Annotated in this window: 22 protein-coding genes and 1 tRNA gene; 11 read left to right on the top strand and 12 right to left on the bottom strand. The window is 74.1% G+C overall.

Going from position 1 to position 25,847, the window contains the following annotated elements:
* Window positions 1-143 precede the first annotated feature (143 nt).
* From ACFY0I_RS14315 to ACFY0I_RS14325, 3 genes are all read right to left on the bottom strand, one after another.
* Window positions 144-1,436 carry a hypothetical protein gene (locus tag ACFY0I_RS14315; protein WP_388894461.1) on the bottom strand — a complete coding sequence of 431 codons (1,293 nt, stop codon included), beginning with the start codon at window positions 1,434-1,436 and terminating at the stop codon, window positions 144-146.
* Between the two features lie 272 nt (window positions 1,437-1,708).
* The gene (locus ACFY0I_RS14320) at window positions 1,709-3,130 is read right to left on the bottom strand and encodes a S8 family peptidase (RefSeq protein ID WP_388894463.1); all 1,422 of its coding nucleotides are present in this window, start codon (window positions 3,128-3,130) and stop codon (window positions 1,709-1,711) included.
* Between the two features lie 907 nt (window positions 3,131-4,037).
* The gene (locus ACFY0I_RS14325) at window positions 4,038-4,457 is read right to left on the bottom strand and encodes a GNAT family N-acetyltransferase (protein WP_388894466.1); all 420 of its coding nucleotides are present in this window, start codon (window positions 4,455-4,457) and stop codon (window positions 4,038-4,040) included.
* A 217-nt stretch (window positions 4,458-4,674) separates the two neighbouring features.
* Here ACFY0I_RS14325 and ACFY0I_RS14330 point away from each other — a divergent pair, with 217 nt between their 5' ends.
* Window positions 4,675-5,346: a nucleoside deaminase gene (locus ACFY0I_RS14330; RefSeq protein ID WP_388894469.1), complete on the top strand. Its 672-nt coding sequence runs from the start codon at window positions 4,675-4,677 to the stop codon at window positions 5,344-5,346.
* Between the two features lie 79 nt (window positions 5,347-5,425).
* Here ACFY0I_RS14330 and ACFY0I_RS14335 read toward each other — a convergent pair whose 3' ends face one another.
* A complete protein-coding gene (locus tag ACFY0I_RS14335; protein WP_388894472.1) occupies window positions 5,426-6,127 on the bottom strand; it encodes a 4'-phosphopantetheinyl transferase family protein in 702 nt (233 codons plus the stop codon).
* A gap of 81 nt (window positions 6,128-6,208) precedes the next feature.
* Here ACFY0I_RS14335 and ACFY0I_RS14340 point away from each other — a divergent pair, with 81 nt between their 5' ends.
* Window positions 6,209-6,994, top strand: coding sequence for an alpha/beta fold hydrolase (locus tag ACFY0I_RS14340; protein WP_388894474.1), 786 nt, complete (start codon window positions 6,209-6,211; stop codon window positions 6,992-6,994).
* 141 nt (window positions 6,995-7,135) lie between these two features.
* Here ACFY0I_RS14340 and ACFY0I_RS14345 read toward each other — a convergent pair whose 3' ends face one another.
* From ACFY0I_RS14345 to ACFY0I_RS14360, 4 genes are all read right to left on the bottom strand, one after another.
* The gene (locus ACFY0I_RS14345) at window positions 7,136-7,657 is read right to left on the bottom strand and encodes a hypothetical protein (RefSeq protein ID WP_388894478.1); all 522 of its coding nucleotides are present in this window, start codon (window positions 7,655-7,657) and stop codon (window positions 7,136-7,138) included.
* A 202-nt stretch (window positions 7,658-7,859) separates the two neighbouring features.
* Complete coding sequence (locus ACFY0I_RS14350; protein WP_388894480.1) at window positions 7,860-8,516, bottom strand: response regulator; 657 nt, start codon at window positions 8,514-8,516, stop codon at window positions 7,860-7,862.
* 84 nt (window positions 8,517-8,600) lie between these two features.
* The gene (locus tag ACFY0I_RS14355) at window positions 8,601-9,836 is read right to left on the bottom strand and encodes a sensor histidine kinase (protein WP_388894483.1); all 1,236 of its coding nucleotides are present in this window, start codon (window positions 9,834-9,836) and stop codon (window positions 8,601-8,603) included.
* A 278-nt stretch (window positions 9,837-10,114) separates the two neighbouring features.
* Window positions 10,115-10,187, bottom strand: a tRNA-Arg gene (locus tag ACFY0I_RS14360).
* Between the two features lie 326 nt (window positions 10,188-10,513).
* Here ACFY0I_RS14360 and ACFY0I_RS14365 point away from each other — a divergent pair.
* The 5 genes from ACFY0I_RS14365 to ACFY0I_RS14385 all read left to right on the top strand — a co-directional run bounded on the left by ACFY0I_RS14365 (window position 10,514) and on the right by ACFY0I_RS14385 (window position 17,852).
* The gene (locus tag ACFY0I_RS14365; RefSeq protein WP_388895308.1) at window positions 10,514-12,133 is read left to right on the top strand and encodes a dynamin family protein; all 1,620 of its coding nucleotides are present in this window, start codon (window positions 10,514-10,516) and stop codon (window positions 12,131-12,133) included.
* Window positions 12,134-12,137: 4 nt separating this feature from the next.
* On the top strand, window positions 12,138-14,069 hold the full coding sequence (locus ACFY0I_RS14370; protein WP_388894486.1) for a GTPase: 1,932 nt from the start codon (window positions 12,138-12,140) through the stop codon (window positions 14,067-14,069).
* 124 nt (window positions 14,070-14,193) lie between these two features.
* Complete coding sequence (locus ACFY0I_RS14375) at window positions 14,194-14,601, top strand: single-stranded DNA-binding protein (RefSeq protein WP_388894489.1); 408 nt, start codon at window positions 14,194-14,196, stop codon at window positions 14,599-14,601.
* Window positions 14,602-14,972: 371 nt separating this feature from the next.
* Window positions 14,973-16,151: a TQXA domain-containing protein gene (locus tag ACFY0I_RS14380; RefSeq protein ID WP_388894492.1), complete on the top strand. Its 1,179-nt coding sequence runs from the start codon at window positions 14,973-14,975 to the stop codon at window positions 16,149-16,151.
* A gap of 102 nt (window positions 16,152-16,253) precedes the next feature.
* The gene (locus tag ACFY0I_RS14385; protein ID WP_388894495.1) at window positions 16,254-17,852 is read left to right on the top strand and encodes a bifunctional phosphatase PAP2/diacylglycerol kinase family protein; all 1,599 of its coding nucleotides are present in this window, start codon (window positions 16,254-16,256) and stop codon (window positions 17,850-17,852) included.
* Between the two features lie 197 nt (window positions 17,853-18,049).
* Here the strand turns inward: ACFY0I_RS14385 and ACFY0I_RS14390 are convergent, their stop codons facing one another.
* Complete coding sequence (locus ACFY0I_RS14390) at window positions 18,050-18,727, bottom strand: hypothetical protein (RefSeq protein WP_388894498.1); 678 nt, start codon at window positions 18,725-18,727, stop codon at window positions 18,050-18,052.
* Window positions 18,728-18,856: 129 nt separating this feature from the next.
* Here ACFY0I_RS14390 and ettA point away from each other — a divergent pair, with 129 nt between their 5' ends.
* Genes ettA through ACFY0I_RS14405 form a run of 3 tightly spaced genes read left to right on the top strand, consistent with a single transcriptional unit; the run spans window position 18,857 to window position 21,714 of the window.
* Window positions 18,857-20,521 (top strand): energy-dependent translational throttle protein EttA, encoded by a 1,665-nt coding sequence (gene ettA, locus ACFY0I_RS14395; protein WP_388894501.1) that lies wholly within the window; start codon window positions 18,857-18,859, stop codon window positions 20,519-20,521.
* 9 nt (window positions 20,522-20,530) lie between these two features.
* Complete coding sequence (locus tag ACFY0I_RS14400) at window positions 20,531-20,986, top strand: acyl-CoA thioesterase (RefSeq protein ID WP_383991503.1); 456 nt, start codon at window positions 20,531-20,533, stop codon at window positions 20,984-20,986.
* Window positions 20,983-21,714, top strand: coding sequence for a hypothetical protein (locus tag ACFY0I_RS14405; RefSeq protein ID WP_388894503.1), 732 nt, complete (start codon window positions 20,983-20,985; stop codon window positions 21,712-21,714). The genes ACFY0I_RS14400 and ACFY0I_RS14405 overlap by 4 nt, the downstream gene beginning before the upstream one ends.
* 19 nt (window positions 21,715-21,733) lie before the next feature.
* Here ACFY0I_RS14405 and ACFY0I_RS14410 read toward each other — a convergent pair whose 3' ends face one another.
* Window positions 21,734-22,135 (bottom strand): globin, encoded by a 402-nt coding sequence (locus ACFY0I_RS14410; protein ID WP_388894506.1) that lies wholly within the window; start codon window positions 22,133-22,135, stop codon window positions 21,734-21,736.
* 122 nt (window positions 22,136-22,257) lie between these two features.
* Between ACFY0I_RS14410 and ACFY0I_RS14415 the strand changes: the two genes are divergently transcribed.
* Window positions 22,258-23,298 (top strand): methyltransferase domain-containing protein, encoded by a 1,041-nt coding sequence (locus ACFY0I_RS14415; RefSeq protein ID WP_388894510.1) that lies wholly within the window; start codon window positions 22,258-22,260, stop codon window positions 23,296-23,298.
* Window positions 23,299-23,353: 55 nt separating this feature from the next.
* Here ACFY0I_RS14415 and ACFY0I_RS14420 read toward each other — a convergent pair whose 3' ends face one another.
* Together ACFY0I_RS14420 and ACFY0I_RS14425 are read right to left on the bottom strand one after the other, a co-directional pair.
* Window positions 23,354-24,442: an FHA domain-containing protein gene (locus tag ACFY0I_RS14420; protein WP_388895311.1), complete on the bottom strand. Its 1,089-nt coding sequence runs from the start codon at window positions 24,440-24,442 to the stop codon at window positions 23,354-23,356.
* A gap of 46 nt (window positions 24,443-24,488) precedes the next feature.
* Window positions 24,489-25,814 carry a VWA domain-containing protein gene (locus ACFY0I_RS14425; protein ID WP_388894513.1) on the bottom strand — a complete coding sequence of 442 codons (1,326 nt, stop codon included), beginning with the start codon at window positions 25,812-25,814 and terminating at the stop codon, window positions 24,489-24,491.
* Window positions 25,815-25,847: the final 33 nt, after the last annotated feature.

Raw genomic sequence — 25,847 nt, forward strand, 5'->3', positions numbered from 1 at the left:
GGGGGGGGGGGGGGGGGGGGGGGGGGGGGGGGGGGGGGGGGGGGGGGGGGGGGGCCGGGGGGGGGGGGCCCCCGGGGGGGGGCGGGGGGGGCCGGGGGGGGGGGGCGCCCCCCCCCCCCCCCACCACCCTGGGCCGGACCCGGTCAGGCGATCGAGAACGTCACGACCGACTGGTAGGTGTCGGCGAACATGAACGGCGGCAGCTGGAGCATCGCCGCGCCGCCCACGGCGAACTCGCCGCCGGTCAACTCGTCACCGCCGGCCGCCTGCGAGGCGACCTTCATCGGGGTGTCGGTGATCGCGCCCGGAGCGCCCGCGGTGCAGGTGCTCGGGCTGTCCGGGTTGGTGACGGTGCAGGACGGCTGGATGCCGAGCTGCGCCTTCGCCATCGAGTGGCCGGTCGTCTGGTTCAGGAACGGCGTACGGGTCGCCGTCACGTCCCAGCCGAGGCTGCCGCCGCGGAAGTCCTGGACGGTCGCGGCGTTGAACGCGCCGAACACCGACTGGGACTTGCCGTTGATGGTCACCGAGCCGAAGCTGACGGCCGGCTGGCCGTCCTTCGGGCCGAGGGCCAGCGGCCCGGGCAGCACCTCGATGTCCACCGGGTTCTTCACGCCCGCCTGCTCCTCGACGAACACGAAGGGCTTGGGCGCGAGCGTCGAGCCGTCGATCCTGATCGCGTCGGCCTTCTTGGTGACCGTGATGTTGCAGGTCGCGGCGCCGGACGCGTCCGCCGTGCCGGTACCGGTGTCACCGGTGGCCGCGCCGCCGAGCAGCGCGGAACAGGCGACCGCGCCGGCCGGGAAGTTGGCGCCGGTGACGACCACGGCGGTGCCCGCCGGGCCGCTGTTGGGCGTCAGCTTCGTCGTGACCGGATCCTTGGGCAGGGCCTCGGAGGCGATCGAACCGACCGAGGCGCTGGGCCGCGGATCCGGCGTACACGTCGTGGTGTAGACGGTGCCGCCCAGGTCGGCGTCCGTGACCACCTGGTCGATCGTGATCTGGACGGTGGTGCCCTCGGTGCCTTCGGGGAGGGTGATGTTCCCGCTGAACGCGGGCGGGTCCGCCTTCTTCCCGGCCTCCTGATGGCTGGGGACGGCCGGACTGGTCACCGTCTGGGCGACCCCGCCGACGAGCAGCTTCATCTTGATCGTGTTGACCGTGTCGATGGTGAACATCGGGACGACGGGGGTCTCGCCCGGATCGATGGTGATCGGCACGGACTGACCCGCCTTGGCGGTGTCGGGGACCGTGACCGTGAAGTCCTGGGTGCCGTTGGCACCCGGCTGCGGCGCGGGGGCGACGCACTTCACGGGAACCGGAGTGGTCTTGGTCGCGGCCTGCGCCGTTCCCGTCAGGGCCACGACGCCGCCCGTCAGGGCGAGGGAAAGGGCGCCCGCCCCGGCCAGCATTCTTCGTCGGAACGTTGTACTCACTGGGTCGCGACTCCTTCGTCAGACGAACCCCTCCCCCCACCCGCTGTGTGGGGGAGGTTGAGCCGGTGCGGAGGCCGTCATTGACGCGTCGCGGTGATGAGAAGTCAATGGATGGGTTTCGCCCGAAGCACACACACATTGATGTCCCATCAGAACCGGTCTGATGGGACATCGGATACCGACTGGTCGGTGGTGGCGGGGAGGGCGCGCCGGGGAGGGGCGCGCCGGGGTGGGGCGCCGGGGTGGTGCCCGGTCCTGGGCCCGCCGTCGCCTCAGGGTGCCGTCGGGGTGTGCAGGAGCAGGTTCGCGGTCCCCGCGGGCAGGCCCGTGATCCGGTTGGGGACGGCGCTGCTCAGCAGCGCCCGTCCCACCTGGTCGGGCGTACGGACGGTGCCGCCCGCCAGGAGCAGCGCGGCCGCGCCCGCCACGTGCGGGGCCGCCATGGAGGTGCCGGTGGAGCGGGCGAGGGCCGTCGCCGAACCCTTCCACGCCGAGGTGACGGACACGCCCGGCGCCGAGAGGTCCACGCAGCGGCCGTGGTTGGAGAACGCCGGTCGCCGGTCGGAGGCGTCCGTGGCGCCGACCGTCAGGGCCTGCGGGACGGCCGCGGGAGAGCCGGCGCAGGCGTCCTTGCCGTCGTTGCCGGCCGCCACGGCGAAGGTGATCCCGGACGCCACGGCACGGACCACCGCCGCGTCCATGGCCCGGCTGCGGGTGCCGCCCATGCTCATGTTGGCGACGGCCGGGCCCCGGGCGGTGTTCCGGGCGGCGTCCTTCACCATCCAGTCGAGACCGCGCAGGATCGCCGACAGCTTGCCGTCACCCCGGCAGTCGGCGACCTTCACGCCGACCAGGGAGACCCCCTTGGCGACCCCGTACGTCGCCCCGCCGACGGTGGCGGCGACATGCGTGCCGTGACCGTTGCAGTCGGCCGCGCCCTCCAGGAACACCGCGTTGTACCCGGCCCGGGCACGGCCCCCGAACTCCTGGTGCGCGGTGTTGATCCCGGTGTCGACGACGTACACCGTGACGCCCTGTGCCTTGGTCGCGTACGTGTACGAACCGTCGAGCGGGAGCGCGCGCTGGTCGATCCGGTCGAGCGGCCAGGGCGCGGCGGCCTGGGCGGTGAGCACGGCTTCGACGGGGGCGGGGGCGGGGGTGACCGGGGGCGCGGGCGGGGCGGGGGTGGGGGTGGCGATCGGCGCTGCGGCCGGGGTGGTGGGGGTGGTGGGGGCGGGGGTGTTGGGCGGGGTCTGGGTGCCGGGTGCGGGTGCGGGGGCGCCGGGAGCGGGGGTGTCGGGTGTGGGAGTTGAGGTGGCGGGTGCCGGTGTCGGTGCGGGTGCCGGTGCGGGGGGTGCCGGTGTGGGGGTGTCGTCGGAGATCCGGAAGTCCGTGTCCGGTTCGACGGACGACACCCGGGGGTCGGCGGCGAGGGTGGCCGCGCGGGCCGCGGTGGTCCGGACCGCGAAGCCGTTGAGGACGGTGTCGTAGACCGGCCCCACCCGGTCCCCGGCCTCCTCGGCCTCGGAGGCCAGGGCGCGGGTCGGGGCGCGGGGGGTGGCGTCCTTGAGGACCACCACGTAGGAGGCGGTGGGTGCTTCGGACCCGGCCGCGGCGGCGGTTGCGGGCGGCGGGAGCGCGGCGGCCGTCGCGAGCAGGGCGGCGGCGGGGAGGAGCGCGGTCAGTGCTGTCATGCTCCCGACGCTCCCGCCGCCGGGTCTGTGGCGCGCGGAGGGTGCGCCGACTGGCCGCACGACACGCCGCCGAAGGGGGGGGCGAGGACCGCCCGCCCCCGACACCCGCCACCGACCCGAACGCCTCCGCCGCGCTCCGCACGCCCCCGGGCCATGCCCACCGCACCCGCCGCGGTACGCCCGCCGCACGCGGGCCCGGTGCGCCTGTTGCGCGTGCCCCTGGTGTGCCCGCCGCACGCGGCTCCGGTGTGCTCGCCGCACCCACCGTCGGTGTGCTCTCCGTACGCGGCCTCGGGACGCCTGTTGTGCGTGCCTCCGGAGTGCCCGCCGCACGCGGCTCCGGAGTGGCCGTCACACCAGCCATCGGTGCTCTCGCCGCACGCGGGCCCGGGACGCATGCTGCGCTCGACTCCGGTACGCCTGCCGCAGGCGGCCCGGGTGCGGTCGGTGGCGTCGCTGGGGGCTCCGGGTCGGGATCCGGGCCCGGCACCCGACTCGGGAGGCGCGGGCCGGGAGATGGTGCGATGGGCCTGGCCGGGTTTCGGGGGCCCGAACTCCGGGCTTCGGGCTGGGAGGTGAGGTCAGGGGGTGCGGCCGCGTCGGGTGGGGTCTTGCGGCCCCGGCTTTTCGAGCCGGAAGGTGAGACCGGGGTATGGGCACCTCGCAGGCGCCGCGTCGGTACCCGGAGTCCGGCCCCCCGAACCGGAGGATGGGGCGCCGTGCCGTGCCGTGCCGGGCGGGGACCTGGGGCTCGGACTCCGGTCGGGAGCCTGGGCCAGAGCGGGGCGCCGCGCCGGCACCGCATCGGGGCCTGGGCCCCGGCCCTAGCCCCGGCCCCGGCTGCGGCCCTAGCTCCGGCTCCGGCTGCGGCCCTAGCCCCAGCTCCGGCTCCGGTTCGAACGATGCGTCAGCTGGTCGGCGGGAGGGGCCAGCCGCGCATGGTGAAGACGCCCTCGTCCTCGGCGCCGGACGCGGTGTAGGTCGCCAGCGCGGGCTCGTTGTCCGTGTCGACCCCCACCCACATGCCGTAGCAACCGCGCCGGCCGGCCTCCGCGGCCAAGGCCTCGGTGAGGGCGCGGCCGATGCCGCGCCGCCGGTAGCCCTCGTCCACGGAGAGTTCGTACAGGCACATCTCGGTGCCCTTGTCCGGGTGGGTCATCTCGACGCCCGACACCATGCCGGCGGGCACCCCGTCGACGTAGGCGATCAGCATCAGGTGTCCGGGGGAGCGCAGGAAGCGCTCCGACCACTCCTCGCGGGCGGGACCGTCGAAGAGCCCCTCGGCGGTTCGCAGTTCGGTGGCGGTGGTGGCGGGGCGGATGTCCATGCGCGTCACCCTAGGGCGTGTCGACGAGCTTTCTCCCGGCTGCGGCGGTCCGGCTCACGCGCGCCGCGCTGTCGTCGGTCGCCGATGCTCCATGTCACCCGCCTCCTCCGCCCTGCGAGCGCACGCACCGGCTGCCCGAAGCACCGCCCTCCGGGCGGCCGGAACCAAAGTGAGGGGGCCACGACCTCGGGACCGCGTCTCGTGTGAACATGCGGACATGACTGACGCGTGCGGGGAGTTCGAGACGGCGTGGGACGCGGCACCGGAAGCGGTCCGGCGGTCCCTGGCCCTGGCGTACGAGGCGTTGGCGGCCGGCGGTCTGGCGGTCGGGGCGGTGCTGACGGACCCGGCGGGAGTCGTACGGGCGGAGGGGCGCAACGAGTCCTACGAGGATGCCGACGACGACGGCCCCGGCACCGGCCCGCTGCGGGGGACCCCCCTGGCCCACGCGGAGATGAACGCGCTCGCCGCCGCCCGCACGGGGTGGGACCTCGGAGCCACGACGCTGTGGAGCACGCAGGAGCCGTGCGCGATGTGCGCGGCGGCGGCCCGGTTCTGCGGGGTCGGCGTGGTCCGGCACCTCGCCCCGGACCCGTGGGCGCTCGCGACGGGTTCCGCCGTACCCGCCGGGGACGCCCCGTCCGGCGGCACGCTCTGGCTGATCGCGGCGAACGTGATGTTCCTGCGCAGCGTGGCGGCGGCCGCGACGGGTCCCGGCGAACCGGAGATCCTGCGCCACCACCGCAGTGCCGAGCCGGAAACGGCCGCCCTCCACGACGCGGTCCCGCCGGGCCTCCCCGAGCGGCACGGTTCGGTGGAGTCATGGCTGACCCGGTGGTGGCCCGAACTGACGGAGGCGGCGCGACAACGCGAGGCCCGGCTCCGCTAGCCCGTGCCGACGGGCTCCGCCGGCACGGCCGCGCCGACCGGGCCCCGTTGCCGACCGGGCCTCCGGCCGGCGGGAGCTGTCAGGTGGTGCGGACCGCCAGGGCGGCGGCGTAGGCGGGTGGGGCCGGGAGGTCGCGGAGGGACCAGCCCGGGACGGGGGCGGGGGTGGCGGCAGAGCCGACGTACGGCTCGATCAGGCCGAGGGCGAGTCCCGTGCCGGTGGCTTTGAGGTACGCCTCCTTGCGCGACCACAGCCGGGCCAGGGCCGCCTGCCGGTCCGTCAGCGGGAGGGCGGTCAGTTCGGCGGTCTCCGCCGGGTGCAGGGTGCCGATCACGTCGCCCACGGCCCCCGCGTTCGGGAGGCCCTCCACGTCGACGCCGACCGGGACGCCCGCGAAGGCGAAGTAGGCCATGTCCGCGCTGTGCGACAGCGAGAAGTGCACCGCACCCCCCGCCACGGCGGGCCGACCGTGCGGGCCCCCGCAGCAGGGGCAGTCCTCGCGGACCAGCGTGACCTTCTCGGGCGCCAGGCCCAGGTAGGCGCCGAGCAGCACCCGCAGCCCGATGTGGGAGGCGAGGTAGCTGCGCCGGTCGTGCGGGCGCAGCAGCCGGGCAAGCCGGTCCCGCTCGGCCGCGTCGAGAAGCGCCGCGGCTTCGTCGGTCCGGTGGCCGCCGATCACCGCACGCGTGGTGTCCAGGGACCACACGACGGCGTCCGACCCCGCGGGCAGCGTGCCCGTACGCGGTATGTCACCGCCGAGCTGATTCACGTACTCGGTCATCCGAGCAGGGTAGACGAGGAGGTCGACGGCCCGGTTACCCTCGTCCCGGTTCCTGATGATCAGCTCCGGGGGGAAAAGACCGTGCACAGTGCCGTGGCGACGCCGGAAGGCGACCGGATCCGCTGGGTCGAGCTGCCCGGGGACGACCCGGCCCGGGTCTACGTCCACGGGCTCGGCGCCACCTCGCCCGCCTACTTCGCGGCCACCGCCGTCCACCCGCTGCTCGCGGGCAGGCGCTCGCTGTTGGTCGACCTCCTGGGGCACGGGCACAGCGACCGCCCCGACGCGTTCTCCTACACCCTGGAAGCACACGCCGACGCCCTCGCGCGGGTACTCACCGAAGCCCGCGTGGAGGCGGCTGAAGTGATCGCGCACAGCATGGGCGGCGCCGTCGCGATCGTGCTGGCCGCCCGCCACCCCCACGTGGTGTCCCGGCTCGTCCTGGTGGACGCGAACCTGGACCCGTTGCCCCGGGTGCCCGGCGGACCCGGCAGCAGCAGCATCGCCTCCTACACGGAGGAGGAGTTCCTGGCCGGGGGGTGGGCCGAGGTGCGCGAGCGGGCCGGCGCCCACTGGTGGTCGACCATGCGGCTGGCCGGCCGGACCGCCCTGCACCGCAGCGCCGTGCACCTCGTGACCGGTACGACGCCCACCATGCGGGAGCTGCTGCTGGATCTGAGGATCCCGCGCGGCTTCCTGTACCCGGAGGCGGACGGAACCCCCGCCGGGACCGAAGTCCTGGAGGCCGCAGGGGTCCGGGTCCTGCCCGTACCGGACTGCGGGCACAACATCATGCTGGACAACCCGGACGCCTTCGCCCGGGCCGCCTCGGCCCTCCTGCGGGACGCCCCGCCCGAGGCCGGGTAGCCGCCGAAGACGCCACCTGCCGACGGAGCTTACGATGCCGACGGAGCTTCCCAAGCCCCGCCGGCCGAAAAGGCTTCGGCAGCCCGTTCGCACGGCCTCGCCCAGCGCCCTCCCCGCGTCCGGAGTGCTTCGCCGCGCTCCTCAGCGCTGCCCGGCGGTCCTGACGGCTCCCGCGGTGCGCTTGGCCGGAGCGCCCGGGGAAGGGGTGCCGTCGGTCCAGGCGTAGACCCGCTTGCCGCGCACCGCCACCTGGTACTGGTGCCGGTCCCGGCACTCGGGACGCTCCTCCGCCCTCGTGTCACCCGGCCACCAGCGGGCGGCCAGCCGGGGACCGCCCTTCACCTTCTGGGTGCCGGCGGTGCACTGCGGTTCGTCGAGCGTGGTCCGGCCCAGGGTGAAGCGGATCAGCCGAGCCTCGCCGTTCGTCCGGACCCGTATCCGTATGTCCGTGGCGTCCGCCGGTATCCAACTGGGCAGCGCGAACGCCCGGTCGCCGCGCACGGGCGCGTCGGCGGCGGTGGCGTAGCGCTTGCCCTTCTCGTGCAGGAACCGGTCGTCCAGCGCGTTGGTGACCGGGTTCGGAGGGAGGTTGGGCAGGGCGAGGGCGGCCGTGGCCAGTACTCCCACGGCAGCGGCGGCGATCACGAGCGGGCGGCGGTTCATAGGGTCAAGTGTTCCGAGCGGAGGTGCGGGCCGCGTCCCTCCGCGGTATCAAGTTCGTCTCTGCCGCAAGTCGGATACGGCCTCATACCTGAGAGGGGCTTGACCGCCACCCCCAGCGCCTCCCCGTTACAGCCCGCAGTCCACCCGCAGCCCGAACCTCGCGGACGCCGGTGGTTGAAACCCTCCCGGCGGAGGGCCCGGCTCACGCGGTGAGGCCGCTTTCCCACGCCCAGGCCGCGATGCCGACCCGGTTGCGCACGGAGAGTTTGCGCTGGACGTTCGCGATGTGGGTCTTGGCCGTGCCGGCCGAAATGAACAACTCCGTTCCGATCTCCGCGTTGGTGAGTCCCTTGGCCACGAGAGCGGCTATCTCCGACTCGCGTTCCGTGAGGGACTCGATCAGCCGCGGGGCCCGACTCCTGGCCGGACCCGGATCCTTGAGGTGTTCGAGCAGCCGCACGGTGATGGAGGGGCTGATCAGCGTGTCCCCCGCCACCGCGGCACGTACGGCCTCCACCAAGAGCGCCGGTCCGGAGCGCTTGAGCAGGAAGCCGCAGGCGCCGTGACGCAGCGCGGTGTGCACGTACTCGTCCAGGTCGAAGGTGGTGACCACCACCACGCGCAGTGGCTCGGCGGCTTCCGGCCCTGCCAGCCTGCGGGTGACCTCCAAGCCGTCGAGGCGGGGCATCCGGATGTCGGCCAGCACGACGTCCGGCTTCAACTTCCGGGCGAGTTCGATGGCTCGGACGCCGTCCGCCGCCTCACCGACCACCTCCATGTCCGGTTGCGAGTCCAGGATCAGGCGGAAGCCGATGCGAACGGATTCCTGATCGTCGGCGAGGAGGATGCGGATGGTCACGCCCAGCACCGTATCCGTCGGCGGCACGGATGATCCATCGATCACCGTTACGGGCGGCGCGCGGGGGAAGGGCGCGGGGGCCGGTCAGCCTGCGGTGTAGGGGAAGGCGGCGAGGAGCCGCCAGCCGTCGTTCCCGTGCGGCCCGGCGGTGAGCGTGCCGCCGAGTGCGTCGATCCGTCCCTTGAGGCCGATGAGTCCCGTACCCCCGCCGCGTCGTTCCTCGTCGAGGCCCGCGCTGGCGGGTCCGGCGCCGTCGGCCCCGGTGTCGTTGGCGACGCCGACGACCAGGGTGCGTTCCGCGGGGTCCCCGTCGACGCGCAGCGAGATCCGCACCGGTGCGCACGAGCCCGCGTGCCTGCGTACGTTCGTCAGGGCCTCGGCCACCGTCCGGTGCGCGGTGGACGCCACCTCGCGGGGCACCTCCGCGAGGTGTTCCGCCGTGAGCAGGGATTCCAGGACGACTTCGGAGCGGCCGGACGCGCGGAACCTGTCGACCATGGCGGCGACGTCGCCCAACCCGTACGGGCTGCCGCGCACTTCGCCGGTTTCCGATCCCCGGACCGATGGTCCACCGGACGCGTCACCCAGCATCAGGACCGTGCGGTCCAGGGAGGCCAGGGCCTGGAGGCCGGCGGCCTCGATCCGCCGGAGGAGCGGCAGCACCTGATCCTGACCGCCCCCGCCCACGACCTGGGCGGCTTGGGCGAGCGCGACGATCCCGGAGACGTCGTGCGCCACGAAGTCGTGCAGATCGGAAGCCAATTGGAGGCGCTGCGTCGCGCGCGCCTCCCGCACCGAGCGGAGCCGGCGCGCGTCGAGGGACCGCAGGTACCCGCCGACCGCCGCGGCGACTCCGGCGACCAGGACGAACAGTGCGAACTGGCCGAGCACTTCGAAGGGTTCGGACGGCGGCTCCAGGCGCAGCATGACGGCCGACTCGCTCAGTGCCAGGCAGCCGCCGACGACCGCCGCCCGGCGGGGCTCGGTGAACCGCACCACGAGGAAGATCAACAGGAGCAGCACGCCGTACTCGACGAGCGCCATGAGCCCGGCGTGCAGGAGGGACCGGGGGTGGAGCCCGGTCACGGTGCCGAGGGCGGACGTCGCGGCCACCAGGCCGGCGGCCGGCGCGAGTCGGGGGCGCGACGCGGGCCAACGTCCCAGCACCGCGCAGGTGACGACGACCGCGGCGACCATCGGCAGGACGGTCCGCCATCCGGCGGCGGGCAGCGTCAGAACACCCGCGAGGACCGCACCCGAGGCCACGATCGCGCAGAGCGCGGTGACGGTCCGCGCCCGCAGGCGCCGGAAGGGAGTCATGACCATCCTGAGGGTGAGTGCGTCGACTTCATCGACACGGGCTTGCGGGGAGCGGGGTGAAGGCCCCCCCGAGGGGCGTGCTCACAGGGGACGCCCTGATCGGACGCCCGCGCTACCGGTCCGCCCGAAAAGACCGTCATCCGGACACCGAGCGGGCGCCCGAGCCGCACCGCCCGCCCCTGGCCCGATCCGGCCCTGACCCCCACGCCGCGCACGTCCCGGGCCCGCGCACACGAAAGCCCTCCCCGGAGGGAGGGCTGGGGGTGGGACGGGAAGAGTGCCCCCGGCAGGACTCGAACCTGCGGCCAAGTGCTTAGAAGGCACCTGCTCTATCCACTGAGCTACGGGGGCCGGAAGGTGGCCGTGGTGGCCTGGAGCCCCTCGGTGGGGGTGGGGCGTCCGTCCGTGCCGGGTCAAGGATAGGGCTCCGGTTGCCTTGTCCCGGTTGCTTCACTCGCGGGCCACGATGTGGAGGTTCGGTGAAGCGGTCCCGATACTCGCAGGCAGGTGCGATTCTCGCATCGCTTTTGCGCCGCGTCGCCCTGGGTGTTGTGCACTCGTTATGCCTGCGTCCCACTCGTCCGCCGTGTCCATGATGTTCCGCCGGAGTAGCGGTCGGCGCGCAGAGGGCGTATAAGCTTCAAAAATGGTCCTAAATTGGGCATTCTTCGCATGTGGTGACCTTGGATGTACGGCCTCAGCTGCTCGATGCCCTGTCCGCCCTGCGCGACCGGGTCGCGTCCGTGCGTCTGCCGCTGCCCCTGCCCGGCGCCCCGCGCGCCCGCCAGACCAGAGCCGAGCTGCTCGCGCAGCTCGACGACTACCTCGTGCCCCGGCTCAAGGCGCCCGAGGCGCCCCTGCTCGCCGTCATCGGCGGGTCGACCGGGGCCGGCAAGTCCACCCTCGTCAACTCCCTCGTCGGCCGGCAGGTCAGCGAAGCCGGGGTACTGCGCCCCACGACACGCACACCGGTGCTCGTCTGCCATCCGGATGACCACCACTGGTTCGCCGGCATGCGGATCCTCCCCGACCTGATGCGCGTCTGGGCGCCGCAGGAGGACGACGAACCCGCCGGCCCGCCCAAGAAGAACTCCCCCCGCACCCAGAACCGTCGCGCCTCCGCCCGCGAACTGCGGATCGAGACCGTCGCCACCCTCCCGCGCGGGCTCGCCATCCTCGACGCCCCCGACATCGACTCCCTCATCGTCGAGCACCGGACGCTCGCCGCCCAACTCATCTGCGCCGCCGACGTCTGGGTCATGGTCACCACCGCCTCGCGGTACGCCGACGCCGTGCCCTGGCACCTGCTGCGCACCGCCAAGCAGTACAAGGCCACCCTGGTCACCGTCCTCGACCGGGTCCCGCACCAGGTGCTCACCGAGGTCTCGCGGCAGTACGGGGCCCTGCTCACGCGGGCCGGGCTGGGCGACGTACCCCGGTTCACGGTGCCCGAGCTGCCCGAGTCGGCCGGCGGGGGCGGGCTGCTGCCGGCCAGCGCCGTCGCACCGCTGCTCGCCTGGCTCAGCCACCACGCCCAGGACCCGGCCGCCCGGCAGTACGCCGTCGGGCGCACCGCGCTGGGCGCGCTCGACTCCCTCGGGCGGCGGATGCCGGAGCTCGCCTCGGCCGTCGCCGCCCAGCACGCCGCCGCCGTACGGCTGACATCGGCCGTCGAGGACGCGTACAAGCGGGAGGGCAAGCGGGTCCGCAACCGCCTCGACCAGGGCGCCGTCCTCGCCGGGGACGCCCTGACCCGGTGGCGCGGCTACCCCCTCGACACCAGCGCCGACGAGCTGCTGGACTCCCTCGCCGAATCCCTCGCCGCGCTGCTCCAGTGCGCCGTCGCCGCCGCCGACGAGCGCATCGCCGACGCCTGGCGCCGCGAACCGGCCGCCGCGGCGGTGTCCCTGCCCGCCCCCGACCGGGAGGCGGCGGAACGTATCGGCATGGCCGTACGGCGCTGGCGGCGCGTCCTGGAGGAACTCGCCGAGGAGGAGGTCGCGCGGCTCGACCAGCAGCCGCCGCCCGACCCCGACGGCGTCGCGGCCCTCCTCGTCGCCGCCCTCCTCGGCGGCAAGCGCGCCCGCCCGGCGGGGGAGAAGCTCGCCGAGCGGATCGGCGTCCAGGCCGCCGTACGCCTGCGCGACCGGGGCGGAGAACTGGTCGGGGACCACCTCGACGAGGTGCTCCGTGCCGAACGCGACCGCCGCCTCGCCCCCCTGGAAGCGCTCGAAGTGACCCCGGAACCACAGGCCGAGCTGATCGCCGCGCTGTCCCTACTGCAGAAGGAGAGGTGACGCGGTGACCGCCCTGACCGACCGTGACCGCACCGATGACCGCTGGGACGACGGGTTCATCGCGCGCTCCCGCCCCCGACCCAAGGGCCGCAGGAGCCTGGGCGCCGTACCCGGCACCGGCGCCGGCGGCGAACTGTGCGGCGAGGGCCTCTGCGACGAGGGCCTGTGCGACGGGGACCACGACGACGCCGAGGTGCTGAACGAGGGCGACGAGGAACTCGTCCGCGCCGTGTCCGGGGCCGGCAGCGACGGCGGCAAGGTCGCCGCGCCACCGCTCAGCCCCGAGGCACAGGCCCTGCGCACGCGCCTCGACGCCCTGCGCCAGCTCGTCGGACTGTCCCGGACCCGCTTGGACGGCAAGACCCTCGCCGAGGCGGGCCGGGTCCTCGACGAGGCCGCGGCGCGCCGCGGGCTGTCCCCGCAGCACACCGTGGTCGCCATCGCCGGAGCCACCGGAAGTGGCAAGTCCACGCTGTTCAATTCACTCGCCGGAGTGCAGATCTCCGAAACCGGACTGCGCCGCCCGACCACCGCCGCTCCGATCGCGTGCAGCTGGTCGGACGGGGCCGCCGGCCTCCTGGACCGGCTGGAGATCCCCGGCCGACTGCGGCGCCGGCCCCGCGAGACCTCCGAGGCCGAGGCCCTGCGCGGCATGGTCCTCGTCGACCTGCCCGACCTGGACTCGGCGCTCGGCGTGCACCGGGATCACGTGGACCGCGTGCTGGCGCTGGTCGACGCGGTGGTGTGGGTCGTCGACCCCGAGAAGTACGCGGACGCCGTCCTGCACGAGCGGTACCTGAGGCCGCTCGCCGGACACGCGGAGATCACCTTCGTCGTGCTGAACCAGGTGGACCGGCTGCCCGGCGACTCCGCCGACCTCGTCCTCGACGACCTGCGCAGACTCCTCGACGACGACGGCATCGCGCTCGGCGAGCACGGAGAACCCGGAGCCACCGTCCTCGGGCTGTCCGCCCTCACGGGTGAAGGCGTCGGGGAACTTCGCGAACTCCTCGGACAGTTCACCCAGGAGAAGGGCGCCGCGACCCGGCGGATCTCCGCCGATGTCGACCGGGCCGCGCTGCGCCTGCGCCCGCTGTACGTGGCCGACGGGCACGCGGGGCCGGAGATCGGGGAGGCGGCGCGCGCCGAGTTCGAGGACCGGCTCGCGGAAGCCGTCGGCGCGTACGCGGCGGGGCTCGCGGCCGAGCGGGCCTGGCGGCGCAACGCCGGAAAGGCGTGCGGGACGCCCTGGCTGCGGCTGTGGCGGTGGTACGAGGGCCGCCGCTCGCCGCGCTCCTTGGCCGGACTGGCCGCGCTGGCCGCGATCGGCCGCTCCGGCACGCCCGTCGCGCAGGCCCCCGTGGAGGAGGAGGTGACCGCCCGCCAGCGCGTGGAACAGGCCGTGCGGACGGTCGCCGACGAGGCGGTCATCGGGCTGCCCGACCCCTGGGCGCAGGCCGTACGGGAGACCGCCGTGCGCGGCGGCGAACAACTGCCCGAAGCGCTGGACGAGCTGGCCGTGACGCTGGGTCCCGCCGTCGCCGTACCCGGCGCCAAGCCGCCGCGGCCGGCGTGGTGGCCCGCCGCGGTGCTCGCGCAGGCGGCGATGACGCTCGTTCAGATCTTCGGCGGGCTGTGGCTCGTCGGGCAGATCGTCGGTGTCCTCGAACCGAAGCTCATGCCACCGGTGCTGTTCATGGTGGCGGGCATCATCGGCGGCCCGCTGGTGGAGTGGGCCTGCTCCCTCGCGGCCCGCGGGCCGGCCCGCCGCTACGGACAGGACGCCGAAAGACGGCTGCGGCAGGCCGCCGCGGGCTGCGGGCGGGCGCGGGTCCTGGAACCGGTCGCGGCCGAACTGCTGCGCTACCGGGAGGTGCGCGAGCAGTACGCCACGGTTGCCGCAGGAGGGACGAAGTTGTCCACAACCGGTGAGTAGTCCACAGGCTTGAGCGGGACCGGGGGGCCGGGTCCAGCATGGTCGTACCTCGCGCGGCAGGTCCGCGGGGGTACCCGGGCGGAGGGCCCGCGCGGGTGGGGCAGTTGTGGGGAGGGCGGCCGGGATGAACGACACCCTGGTGACACTGGTCGGGTACGTGGCGACGCAGATCGACTTCAAGGAGACGACCAGCGGCCCGTCGGCGAGGTTCCGCTTCGCGGTCACGCCGAGGTACTTCGACCGGCGGACGGACACCTGGACGGATGCGGCCACCAGTTTTTACACGGTGTGGGCACGCCGTGTACTGGCGGTGAACCTGGCCGGCTCCGTGTCCGTCGGCGAACCGCTCGTGGTGCACGGGAGGCTGCGGGTCCGGGAGGACCCGCCCGACGGCGACGGCGTCCGATGGTTCTCCGCGGACATCGACGCCATCGCGATCGGACACGACCTCAACCGCGGCACGGCGGCGTTCCGTCGGGTGGTCAGGACGGACACCCCGCTGATGGGCACTCAGAACGCGGCGGTGGTCTGAGTGTTCGAGGCGGCTAGGATTCCCCGGTACTCACGGGCACCTGGGTCTTTGGCCCGAAGGGGAAGACTGTGTCGACTGCTGTTCCCGCATCCTCCGCAACCTCCACATCCTCCACATCCTCCGCATCCGCCACGGTCGCGGCGTCCTCGGCGCTCGTCGCCGGCGCCACCGTCGCCGCTGCGGCAGCGGGCAGACCGGCGTCCGCGCCCCTGGCTGCGTCCGGCGCCCGTCCCACGCCCGGAACCGCCGCGCCCGCGGTTCCGCTTACCGTCCTGGCGGCACCTGCTGCCCTTCCGGAGCCAGGCTCCGACGACTCCGCCGACGCCCCCCTCCCCGCCCCCGCGGCGGGGTCCGGCGGGGGGCGGCCCTCCGTGCGTCGGCCGCTCGCCGTGGCCCTGTTGGCGGCGGCGGCCTTCACCGCCGCGCCGGGGGCCCGGGCCGCTGCGGACGTGGGTCCCACCCCGGGCCGCGCCTCCGAGGGGGCCGGCGCCGTCCTCGACGGACTCAAGACGTACGGGCATGCCGTCCTGCACGCCGGGGACGGCTCGGTCCGGCAGATCCCGGCCGGCCTCCACGAGATGCGGGTCGACGGCGGCGGCACCCTCCAGACGTACGGAGTCGGCGTCGCGGGATACGCGCAGCCCCAGGCCCGCTTCACCGAGACCGGTTGGGGCGGCAGCCCCCTCGCCGGGAATGCCGAGGCGGGCCGCATCCGCTGGGTCCTGGAGCACTCCTACCCCCAGTTCAACGACCTGGCCGGGCTCGCCAAGGCCTCCGGAGCCGGTGCGCTGACCGCGGAGAGCGCGGCCGCCGGTACCCAGGTGGCGATCTGGAGACTGGCCGCCGGGGCACCGGTCGAGGCAGCGGACCCGGCCGCCGAACGCCTGGCCGACTACCTCCAGCGGGAGGCGGGCCGACTGCCGGAACCGCCCGCCTCGCTGGGGCTGGAACCCGGCCCGGCGGCGGGACCCGTCACCGGGGCGGCCGGCAGCCGCATCGGTCCCGTCACGGTGCGGACCCGGGCGCAGAGCGTGAGCGTCACCCCGGACGCCGCCGCCGTCGCCATGGGAGTGCGGGTCGTCGACGCCGACGGCAAACCCCTGACCTCCGCCGCCGACGGGAGCCGCTTGTACTTCGAGGTGCCCGCCGGCACCCCCGACGGCACGGCCTCCGTCACCGTCCAGGGCTCCACCAAGGTCCCCGTCGGGCGGATCTTCAGCAGCGGCATCCCCGCCGAGGCGCAGATCGTGGCCGGCTCCAGCGAATCTGCGGCCTCGGCCGGGGCCGCCGCGGCGTGGCCCGCACCCGGGCAGGCGGCCACGGGCCCGGTCGGCACCCTGGCCGGGGCGACCGCGGTTCCCGTCGCCGAAGCCACCACGGCGGCCGCGCCGGAATCCCCGGACGAGGAGCGGCTGGCCTCCAGCGGCAGTTCCGCCGCGACCCCGGTCATCGCGTCCCTGGCCGTCGGCCTGGTGGTGCTGGGCGGCATGGTCGTCCTCCTCCTGCGCAAACGCCCCCTCGAAGGCGACCACCCGGAGGAGGAGGCGTAGGACCACGGCCCGCACTCCGCCCGGTGCGTGCCGCCGGGCGTCGGCCTCCGGCGTTCGGGGTGTGTCTGATTTCGGATCCGTTCCTCGGGGTAGGGGCTGGCAATGGGTGATCAGGAACTGACGTGGCGGGGCGCGGTCGCGCGGTGGGACCGGCAGCTGTTCGAAGCCGTGGCACGCAGGCACTGGCCCGGGGCCGACCGGGTGCTGCCTCGGCTCGGGCGGGCCGCGAACCACGGGGTCCTGTGGGGCGGGACCGCGGTGGCGATCAGCGTGCTGGGCTCCCCCCGGGCCCGCAAGGCCGCCGTGCGCGGGGCCGCCTCGCTGGCGCTGGCCTCGGCGACCATCAACACGGTCGGCAAGTGGTCGGTCCGCAGGCCCCGCCCGCTGCTGGACGGGGTGCCGGCCGTACGGCAGCTGCACACGCAGCCGCAGACCACCTCCTTCCCGTCCGGGCACGCGGCGTCGGCCTTCGCGTTCACGGCCGGGCTGGCGCTGGAGTCCCCGGGGTGGGGGGCCGTGGTGGCGCCCGTCGCCGCGTCGGTCGCGTTCTCCCGCGTCTACACCGGGGTGCACTACCCCTCCGACGTGGTGACGGGCGCGGCGCTCGGGGTGGCCGCGGGATTCGTCGTACGGCGACTCGCGCGCGACGCCCAGGAGGCCCGGGTGATGCCGGGGGACGAACGGCCCGCGCCCGGGGTCCCGGCGCTCCCGGACGGGGAAGGCCTGACGGTGGTGGTGAACACCGCGTCCGGGACGGCCGCGGAGGCCGGGCTGGACGTGCTGCGGGAGCGGCTGCCGAAGGCGGAGCTGGTGGAGGTCGGCAGCGGCGAACTGGTGGCCGAGCTGGCCGCGGCGGCGTCCAGGGCCACCGTTCTCGGAGTGTGCGGCGGGGACGGCACGATCAACGCCGCCGCCACCGCCGCGCTGCGGGCCGGGGTGCCGCTCGCGGTGTTCCCCGGCGGCACCCTCAACCACTTCGCGCTGGACCTCGGCCTCGCCGGCCCGGCGGACACCTGCCGGGCGGTCGCGGCGGGCGAAGCGGTCCGCGTCGGCGTCGGCCGCTTCACCCCCGGCCCCCGCCACCCCGCCGCACCCGACTCGACGCCGCCCGACGCCCCCGCGCCCGTGGCCACCGGCCCCCATCCGGACGCACGCCCGGTCGGCGGGTCCGTCCCGGTCCCGGGTGCCGGCCCCCGGCCGGGTGAGGACTCGGGATACTTCCTGAACAACTTCAGCGTCGGGGCGTACCCGGAGCTGCTGCGCCACCGGCTGCACTGGGGACCCCGGATCGGCGGCGGGCCGGCCGCGCTGCTCGCCGCCTGGCAGGTGCTGCGCGCCGAGCGGCCCGTACGGCTCCGGCTGGCCGGTCGGCCCCGCAGCGTGTGGCTCCTCTTCGCGGGCAACGGCACCTACCAGGGGACCGGCCCGACACCGCGCCGCCGCGCCACCCTCGGCGAGGGCCTGCTCGACCTGCGGCTCGTCCTCGGCGGTGGCCGCCCCGGCCCCCGCCTCCTCGCCGCCGCGTTCACCGGCCCGCTGACCCGTTCCCCCGTGCACGTCGCGAGCAAGCTGCGCAGCCTGCGCGTCTCGGACGTCCCGCCGGGCACGCCGCTCGCCTACGACGGGGAGTACGCCCAGGCCCCCGCCGCCTTCGTCCTCGACGCGCTACCGGACGCCCTGACCGTCTACCGCCCCCACTGAAGCCCACCGCCCCGGCCCCACGGCCGGGGCGGAGCCGTCGGCGGGCGCCGCGCCGGTCCGCAGCCGCTACCGGGGCGCCGCGCCGGTCCTCGGGCCGCTACCGGGGGCCGCGTCCGTTCTCGGGCCGTCACCCGGGCCCCGCGCCCGTCCGCGGGCCGCCACCCGGGACGGGCGTCCGCCGGGTGCGGCCGGGCGCGCTAGTAGGGCTCCACCGCCGGGCCCGGGTCCACCGCCGGGCCCGGGTCCACCCCCAGGTCGGCGCGCATCGCGCTCCGCATGACCACCCACTGCTCGTTCGCGCGCAGCAGCCCGGACTGGATCTCCTCGAACGAACCGTTCGGCGCGGGGCTGCCCTCCTCCAGCCGCATGACCCGGTCGTACAGGGACGCGAAGGTCTGCGACATCGCGTCCAGTTCCGCCAGGACCGCGTCGGAGGCGGCCATCTGGGCCTCGGCGAAGGACGCGTGCATCGCGTGCCGCGCGTCCTCCAGGGCCGTTCGCCGTTCCGGGGCGACCGCGTCCTTGTGCACCAGCCACAGGTAGTTCATGAGCTCGACGCGGAAGCGGCGGTAGCCGGAGTTCGCCGCCACGTAGCAGTCGCGCCGCTTGTCCAGCGCGGCGACCTGCTGCTCGCGCCGCCACTGGGCCTCGGCCACCCGCTCCTGCCGGTCACCCTGCTCCGCCTGGACGCGGGCGACGAGGCGTTGCGTCAGCAGAGGGGCGAAGAGGGTGCCGCCGACCCCGATGAGCGCGATGGCGAGCGGGACGAGGGAACTGCCGTTCAGGGGGACCTCCGGGACACCGGCGCCGGGTGGCGCAGCAGCATCCTGCCCTCCCGCGTGACACCCGACCAGATCCTTTTCCGCCGCACCCACCACCCGCCGCCCGCAGGCCGCCGTTCCGCCCCAGCTCAGGGGCCTCTGACCTACCCATTCGCCCGCAGCTATGGACGACTGGCAAGATGGGGTGTATCTGCCCACCATCGATCTGCCGGACGGTTTCTCTTGGCTGAGTTCATCTACACCATGCGCAAGACGCGCAAGGCGCACGGCGACAAGGTGATCCTTGACGACGTCTTCCTGAACTTCCTGCCCGGCGCGAAGATCGGTGTGGTGGGCCCGAACGGCGCCGGCAAGTCCACCGTTCTGAAGATCATGGCGGGCATCGAGCAGCCGTCGAACGGTGAGGCGTACCTGTCTCCCGGCTACACGGTCGGCATCCTCATGCAGGAGCCCAAGCTCGACGAGTCGAAGACCGTCCTGGAGAACGTCGAGGACGGCGTCGCCGAGATCAAGGGCAAGCTCAACCGGTTCAACGCGATCGCCGAGGAAATGGCGACGAACTACACCGACGAGCTGATGGAGGAGATGGGCAAGCTCCAGGACGACCTGGACCACGCCAACGCGTGGGACCTCGACGCCCAGCTGGAGCAGGCCATGGACGCGCTGGGCTGCCCGCCCGGCGACTGGCCGGTCACCACCCTCTCCGGTGGTGAGAAGCGTCGCGTGGCGCTCTGCAAGCTGCTGCTGGAAGCCCCCGACCTGCTGCTCCTCGACGAGCCCACCAACCACCTCGACGCCGAGTCGGTGAACTGGCTGGAGCAGCACCTTTCGCAGTACAAGGGCTGCGTCATCGCGGTCACCCACGACCGGTACTTCCTGAACAACGTCGCCGAGTGGATCCTCGAACTCGACCGCGGCCGCGCCATCGCCTACGAGGGCAACTACTCCACGTACCTGGAGAAGAAGGCCACCCGCCTCAAGGTCGAGGGCCGCAAGGACGAGAAGCGCCAGAAGCGGCTCAAGGAAGAGCTGGAGTGGGTGCGGTCCAACGCCAAGGGGCGTCAGACCAAGTCCAAGGCCCGTCTCGCCCGGTACGAGGAGATGGCGGCCGAGGCCGACAAGATGCGGAAGCTGGACTTCGAGGAGATCCAGATCCCGCCGGGCCCGCGTCTGGGCTCGATCGTGGTCGAGGTCAACAACCTCACGAAGGCGTTCGGCGACAAGGTCCTCATCGACGACCTGTCGTTCACGCTGCCGCGCAACGGCATCGTCGGCGTCATCGGCCCGAACGGCGCCGGCAAGACCACGCTCTTCAAGATGATCCAGGGCCTGGAGACGCCGGACTCCGGCGCCATCAAGGTCGGCGATACCGTCAAGATCAGCTACGTCGACCAGAGCCGCGCCAACATCGACCCCAAGAAGACCCTCTGGGCGGTCGTGTCGGACGAGCTGGACTACATCAACGTGGGCCAGGTCGAGATGCCGTCCCGCGCGTACGTCAGCGCCTTCGGCTTCAAGGGTCCGGACCAGCAGAAGCCGGCCGGTGTCCTGTCCGGTGGTGAGCGCAACCGCCTGAACCTGGCACTGACGCTCAAGGAGGGCGGCAACCTGCTGCTCCTCGACGAGCCCACCAACGACCTCGACGTCGAGACCCTGTCGTCGCTGGAGAACGCGCTCCTCGAATTCCCCGGTGCGGCCGTGGTCATCTCCCACGACCGTTGGTTCCTGGACCGGGTCGCCACGCACATCCTCGCGTACGAGGGTGAGTCCAAGTGGTACTGGTTCGAGGGCAACTTCGAGTCCTACGAGAAGAACAAGGTCGAGCGGCTCGGCCCGGACGCCACGCGTCCGCACCGTGCCACCTACAAGAAGCTCACCCGGGGCTAGGTCGAGACCATGGCCAGACACCACTACCGGTGCCCCCTCCGCTGGGCGGACATGGATGCCTTCGGGCACGTCAACAACGTCGTCTTCCTCCGCTACCTGGAGGAGGCACGGATCGACTTCATGTTCCGCCTGGCGCCGGGGGAGGGCAGCGATTCCTTCACGGGCGGCTCCGTCGTGGCCCGCCACGAGATCGACTACAAGCTGCCCCTGGTGCACCGGCACGAGCCCGTCCTCATCGAGTCCTGGGTGACCCGCATAGGCGCCGCTTCCCTGACCATCCGCTACGAGGTCAAGGACGAGGCGACGCAGGACAGGCCGGAAACGGTGTACGTGCGGGCCGAGACCGTGGTCGTGCCCTACAACCTCGCCGAGGGGCGTCCCCGCCGCATCACCGCGGAGGAGCGTCGCTTCCTGGAGGAGTACCTCGACCGGCCCGAGGCCGCCGAAGGGCGCCTCGCGGCATGACCGACCAGCTGCGCTTCGTCGATTCCGGGGAGGCGGCGGACCTCGCCGCCTTCCTGGGTCGGCTGGTGCACTACGACCGCGCCGCCGCGGTCCGCCTGCAGGCGCGGGCGGGCGGCGGCGCGCTCGCCGTCTTCGGACGCCCGCCGTCCTTCGACGTGCTGGCCGTCCGTACGGCCCGCCTCGCCGAGCCCCTCGCGACACCGCTCGACCTGACCGTGTCCGCGGGCGAGCTGCTGGAGGCGATCGACGAGAGCACCGCCGGCGCCGTCGTGCCCCGGCCGGTCACCGGGCCTCCCTGGGCCGGCGTACTGCCGCCCCGCGGTGGCTGGCAGCCCGTGCCGGGCCTGCCCGGCCCCGAGGCGGTCCGGGCCTGCGTGGCCGCGGCCGTCTCCGAGTTCCGGGCCCGCGACGAGGCCCTGCCCCCGCAGCACCGGACCCGCTCCGAGCGCGACCGCATCGGCCGGGAGATCTGGTCGCGGACGCTGGGCGACACCGAACTTCCGCTGCGCGCCGTGCACGCCGCGCAGTCGCTGGGCTTCCTGCGGCCGGTACGGTCCCCCGTCCCCGCCGCCACGACCCCCGCGGCGCCGCCGGTCACCGCGCCCGCCCCCGTGGCGCTGTTCGCCTCGGGCGGCTGGCTGCGCCTGAGCACCCCGTACGGGTCCGTCGCCATGCGGCGCCCCGGGCGGACCGGCGGCCTGGGCGCCCTTCAGGTACGACCCGTCTGACCGCCCGGTCGGCCCCCGCTCAGGCGGAGTTGATCATGGAGGCGGCCGCGTAGGTCAGGTAGCGCCACAGCTGCGCCTCGTGCTCGGGCGCCAACCCCATCTCGTCCAGCGCGACCCGCATGTGCCTCAGCCACGCGTCGTGCGCGGCGGCGTCCACCTGGAACGGTGCGTGCCGCATCCGCAGCCGGGGGTGGCCGCGGTTGTCGCTGTAGGTGGTCGGGCCGCCCCAGTACTGCATCAGGAACAGCGCGAACCGTTCCTCGGCGGGCCCGAGGTCCTCCTCCGGGTACATAGGGCGCAGCAGCGGGTCCCCCGCGACCCCCTGGTAGAAGCGGTGGACCAGCCGGCGGAAGAAGTCCTCGCCGCCCACCAGCTCGTAGAAGGTCTGCTCCTGGACCGTGCTCTGCGACTCGTCATTCACCCGACCATCGTCTCAGACGCCCGGACGGAGTACCCCGGTCCCAGGACCGGCGTACTCGCGCTCCGAACCCTCGGCCTCCCGCCGGGGTCGCACGGGCGGCCCGCCCGCAGGACAGTGGAGTCATGGGTACGGGCGGCACGGGAGCACACACCCCACGCACGTCCCGCGGCGCACCGGACGAAGGGACCCGGGACCTGCGGGAGGCGGCGCACGCCGGTCAGGTGCGGGAGCTGACGGCCGCCGGGGCGCTGGCGGACCCGGCCTGGCGGGCGGCCTTCGCGGCGGTTCCCCGGCACGTGTTCGTGCCGTACTTCTGGACCGGCCGCGGCGCCGGCCACGAACGGCTGTGGGGCGAGGATCCGGACCCCGAACAGCGGGCCCGCTGGCTGCGCGGCGTGTACACGGACGTCCCCCTGGCGACCCGGCTGCGCGACGGCGAACTGGTCTCCTCCAGCAGCCAGCCCTCGCTGATGGCGAAGATGCTGGAGGCGCTGGAGGTGCGCGACGGCGACAACGTGCTGGAGATCGGCGCGGGCACCGGCTACAACGCGGCGCTGCTCTGCCACCGGCTCGGCGAGGAGCTGGTCACCACGGTCGACCTGGACGACGAGATCACCGAGTCGGCGCGGGCCCACCTGGCGCTGCTCGGTCACCACCCGACGGTGGTGACGGGGGACGGCGCGCGCGGCTGCCCCTCCCGGGGGCCCTTCGACCGGATCCTGGTGACCTGCACCCTGCCGCTGATCCCGCACGCCTGGCCCGCCCAGTGCCGGCCCGGAGCGCGGATCCTGGCGCCGCTGTCGACGGGGCTGATCGCGCTGACCGTCCGGGACGCCGATTTCGCCGAGGGCCACTTCCTGCACACCTCGGCCTACTTCGTCCCCCTGCGCGGGGCCACGGCGTCGCCCACCCCCGCCGGCACGACGGGGCCGCTGCACGGGGTTCCGTACGAGCTGGTGCAGAACGAGCGCTTCCAGTTCCTGCTGATCCTGACCGCGGGCGTACTGCACCCGCGCGAGGCCCTGGACCTGTGGCGCAGGGAGGGGCGGCCGGCGCGGGAACGGTTCGGGGTCACGGTCACCGCGCAGGGCCAGTGGTCCTGGCTCGACGACCCCCAGGGCCCGTACGTGTGGCCCCTGGGGGACCCGGTCCGCCCCGGCTAGGCCGAAGGAGACGACCTGAACCGGGACCGGGTCGGGCGATCGCGGGCCCGGCCGGCTAGCCGCGGCGGATGGTGATGGTGGTCCAGGCCCCCACGTGGACCCGGTCGCCGTCGGAGAGGGGAACCGGGACGTAGGGCTGGATCGGCTCCTCACCACCGTTGATGGTGGTGCCGTTGGTGGAGTTCTGGTCGACGACCGCCCAGCTCAGGTCGGGCTGCTGGACGAGCACCGCGTGCTGGTGGGAGACGCCCGGGTCCTCCGGCGGCACCGCGAGGTCGATGTCCGGGGCCTCGCCCGTGGAGGCACGGCGCCGGCCGATGGTGATCTGCCCCCCGGAGAGCGGCAGGTGCTGCTCGGGGGAGTACGCCGGCAGGTTCAGCGCCGCCGCCTCCGGGCCGCTGCGCTGCATCATCGCCAGGAAGTACGAGCGGTCGGGCGCGACCGTCGCCGACCAGGACACCGGCGCCGGAGTGTTCTGCGGCGGGAACGGCTGGTGCTGCTGCTGGTACTCGTGGTGCTGCTGCGCCGGCTGCTGCTGGTGGTACTCCTGCTGCGGCGGAGCCTGCTGCTGGTAGTACTCCTGCTGGTACTCGGGCTGCTGGTACTCCTGCTGCACGGGCTGCGCCTGCTGCTGCCCGGACCGACCCTGCTGCCCGGACTGCTGCGAGGACAGCCCCTGCCCCTGCTGCTCGTGCGAGGGCGGCGGCAGCAGCCAGTCGTCCTCCCGCTGGAGCGGTTCGGCGGGCCGGTTGACCCGGGACGGCCGGGACCCCTGGTACTCGAAGTGGTCCTGGGAGAAGACCGGCTGCGCCGGAGCCGGCGGCGGGGGCGGCGGCCCGGGCTGCGCGCCCGCCCCGGTGCCGGGCCCCGTGCCCGTGGCGTCCGGGGACAGCGGAGCGTACGAAGTCGGCGTACGGGTCAGGAAGTTGTACCGGCACTCCTCGCAGAACGGGGCCATGGCCTCGCGCGGGGTCCGGCACTGCGGGCACAGCTCCGCCTGGGCGGTCGGCTCGCCGGCCGTGGGAGGATAGCCGTATCCGTAGGAGGGCGCCGCGGGGGTGCCCGTAGGGGCAGCCATGCGGTGGCCGCAGACCTCGCACCAGTCGTCGGAGGCGGACTGGTGCCCGTTCGGGCAGGTCGGCATCGCGGCGCTTCCCCCTTCTCCCTGCGTCATCGCGTCAGGTTTCTTCTCAGGTCTTCTTCACTCGGACGGTCCGCGTCGAACGCGTTTCAAGGGTCATCTCGTCGGCATCGGCGACCTTGGCTTTCAGCCGCACAGTACCCGTCACCGCGTCGACGACATCCACCACCTTCGCCAGCAGTTTGGCAGTGTCGGCGTTCCCCGAGGCGCTCGCCAACTGCACGGCACGCCCCAGTTTGGCCGTGGCCCCGTCCACATCACCCATTTTGCGGGCTTCCAGGCCCTGTTGGATAGCCTGCGCGAGTTCTGCCTGTCCTGTGTAGTGCGCCACTTGCGGGCTGATCGCGGTCGAAGCGGCCAGATCGTCGGTCCACACCGCCCTGACCAGGCCCTGCGCGAGCGGCGGCTGCGGCTCGCCCGCCGGCCCCGGCAGGACCAGCGAGGCGCGGGCCGCCAACATCTCCTGGCCGACGGACGCTCCCGGCACCCGAACGCAGACGTGGTACTCGCGGGACTCGTCGCCCCACGAGCCGGTCGGGTAGTCCCCGGCGCGGGGCCCGGCCTCCGTGCGGCGGGCGGTCAGGTCGTGGACGGCGGGCGCGACCTGCTTGACGTACTGGACCTCCACGCCGACCGGGGTCCACAGGCGCAGCGCCACGTCCGCGACCTCCTTGCCCATGACGTTCTCCATCATGCGCGTGAAGTCCTCGGCGAGGTGGGCCGGGTCGGCGACGATGTCCGCCGAGCCGAGCAGCGCGCTCGCGATCCCGGTGACCTCCTTGACCTCCCAGTCGGTGCCCACACCGCGGGCGTCGCAGGTGAAGCGGCCGGCGCAGGCGTCGAGGGTGGCGCGCAGCACGGCCGGCTCCTCGTGCTCGTTGCGGCCGTCGGTGAGCAGGATGCCGTGCCGGATCGCGGCCGGGGACTGGCGGAGCAGGCCGTCGGCCAGCCGCAGCCAGGTCCCGATGGCGGTGCCACCGCCGGCGGTCAGGGCGCGCAGCGCCTCCTTGGCCCGGGCGCGGGTCGTCGGGTCGGCGGTGGCCAGCCGGCCCTGGCCCGGGTAGACCTCGCGGGCCACGTGGGTGCCCGCGATCACCGCGAAGGCGGTGCCGTCGCGCAGGGTGTCGATCGCGGCGGCCGTCGCCTCGCGCGCCCCGCGCATCTTGTCCGGCGGGTACTCCATCGAGCCCGAGCAGTCGACCATGATCACGACGGCCGCGTCCTGACCCAGGACGCGGGCGGCCGTCGCGGTCGCGCCCCCGCTGGAGGTGACCGTCACGATGGCGTGCACGTCCCGGCCGCCCTCGGGCAGGAACTCGTTCTGGTACACCTCCACGCTGAAGCGCGGGGCGCTCGGCTTGGCGAAGTTCGCCATCGACTGGACTCCTCGGGGGCTCGCTGACGACGG

It is taken from the genome of Streptomyces sp. NPDC001568, assembly GCF_042893755.1.
Taxonomy (GTDB): Bacteria; Actinomycetota; Actinomycetes; order Streptomycetales; family Streptomycetaceae; genus Streptomyces.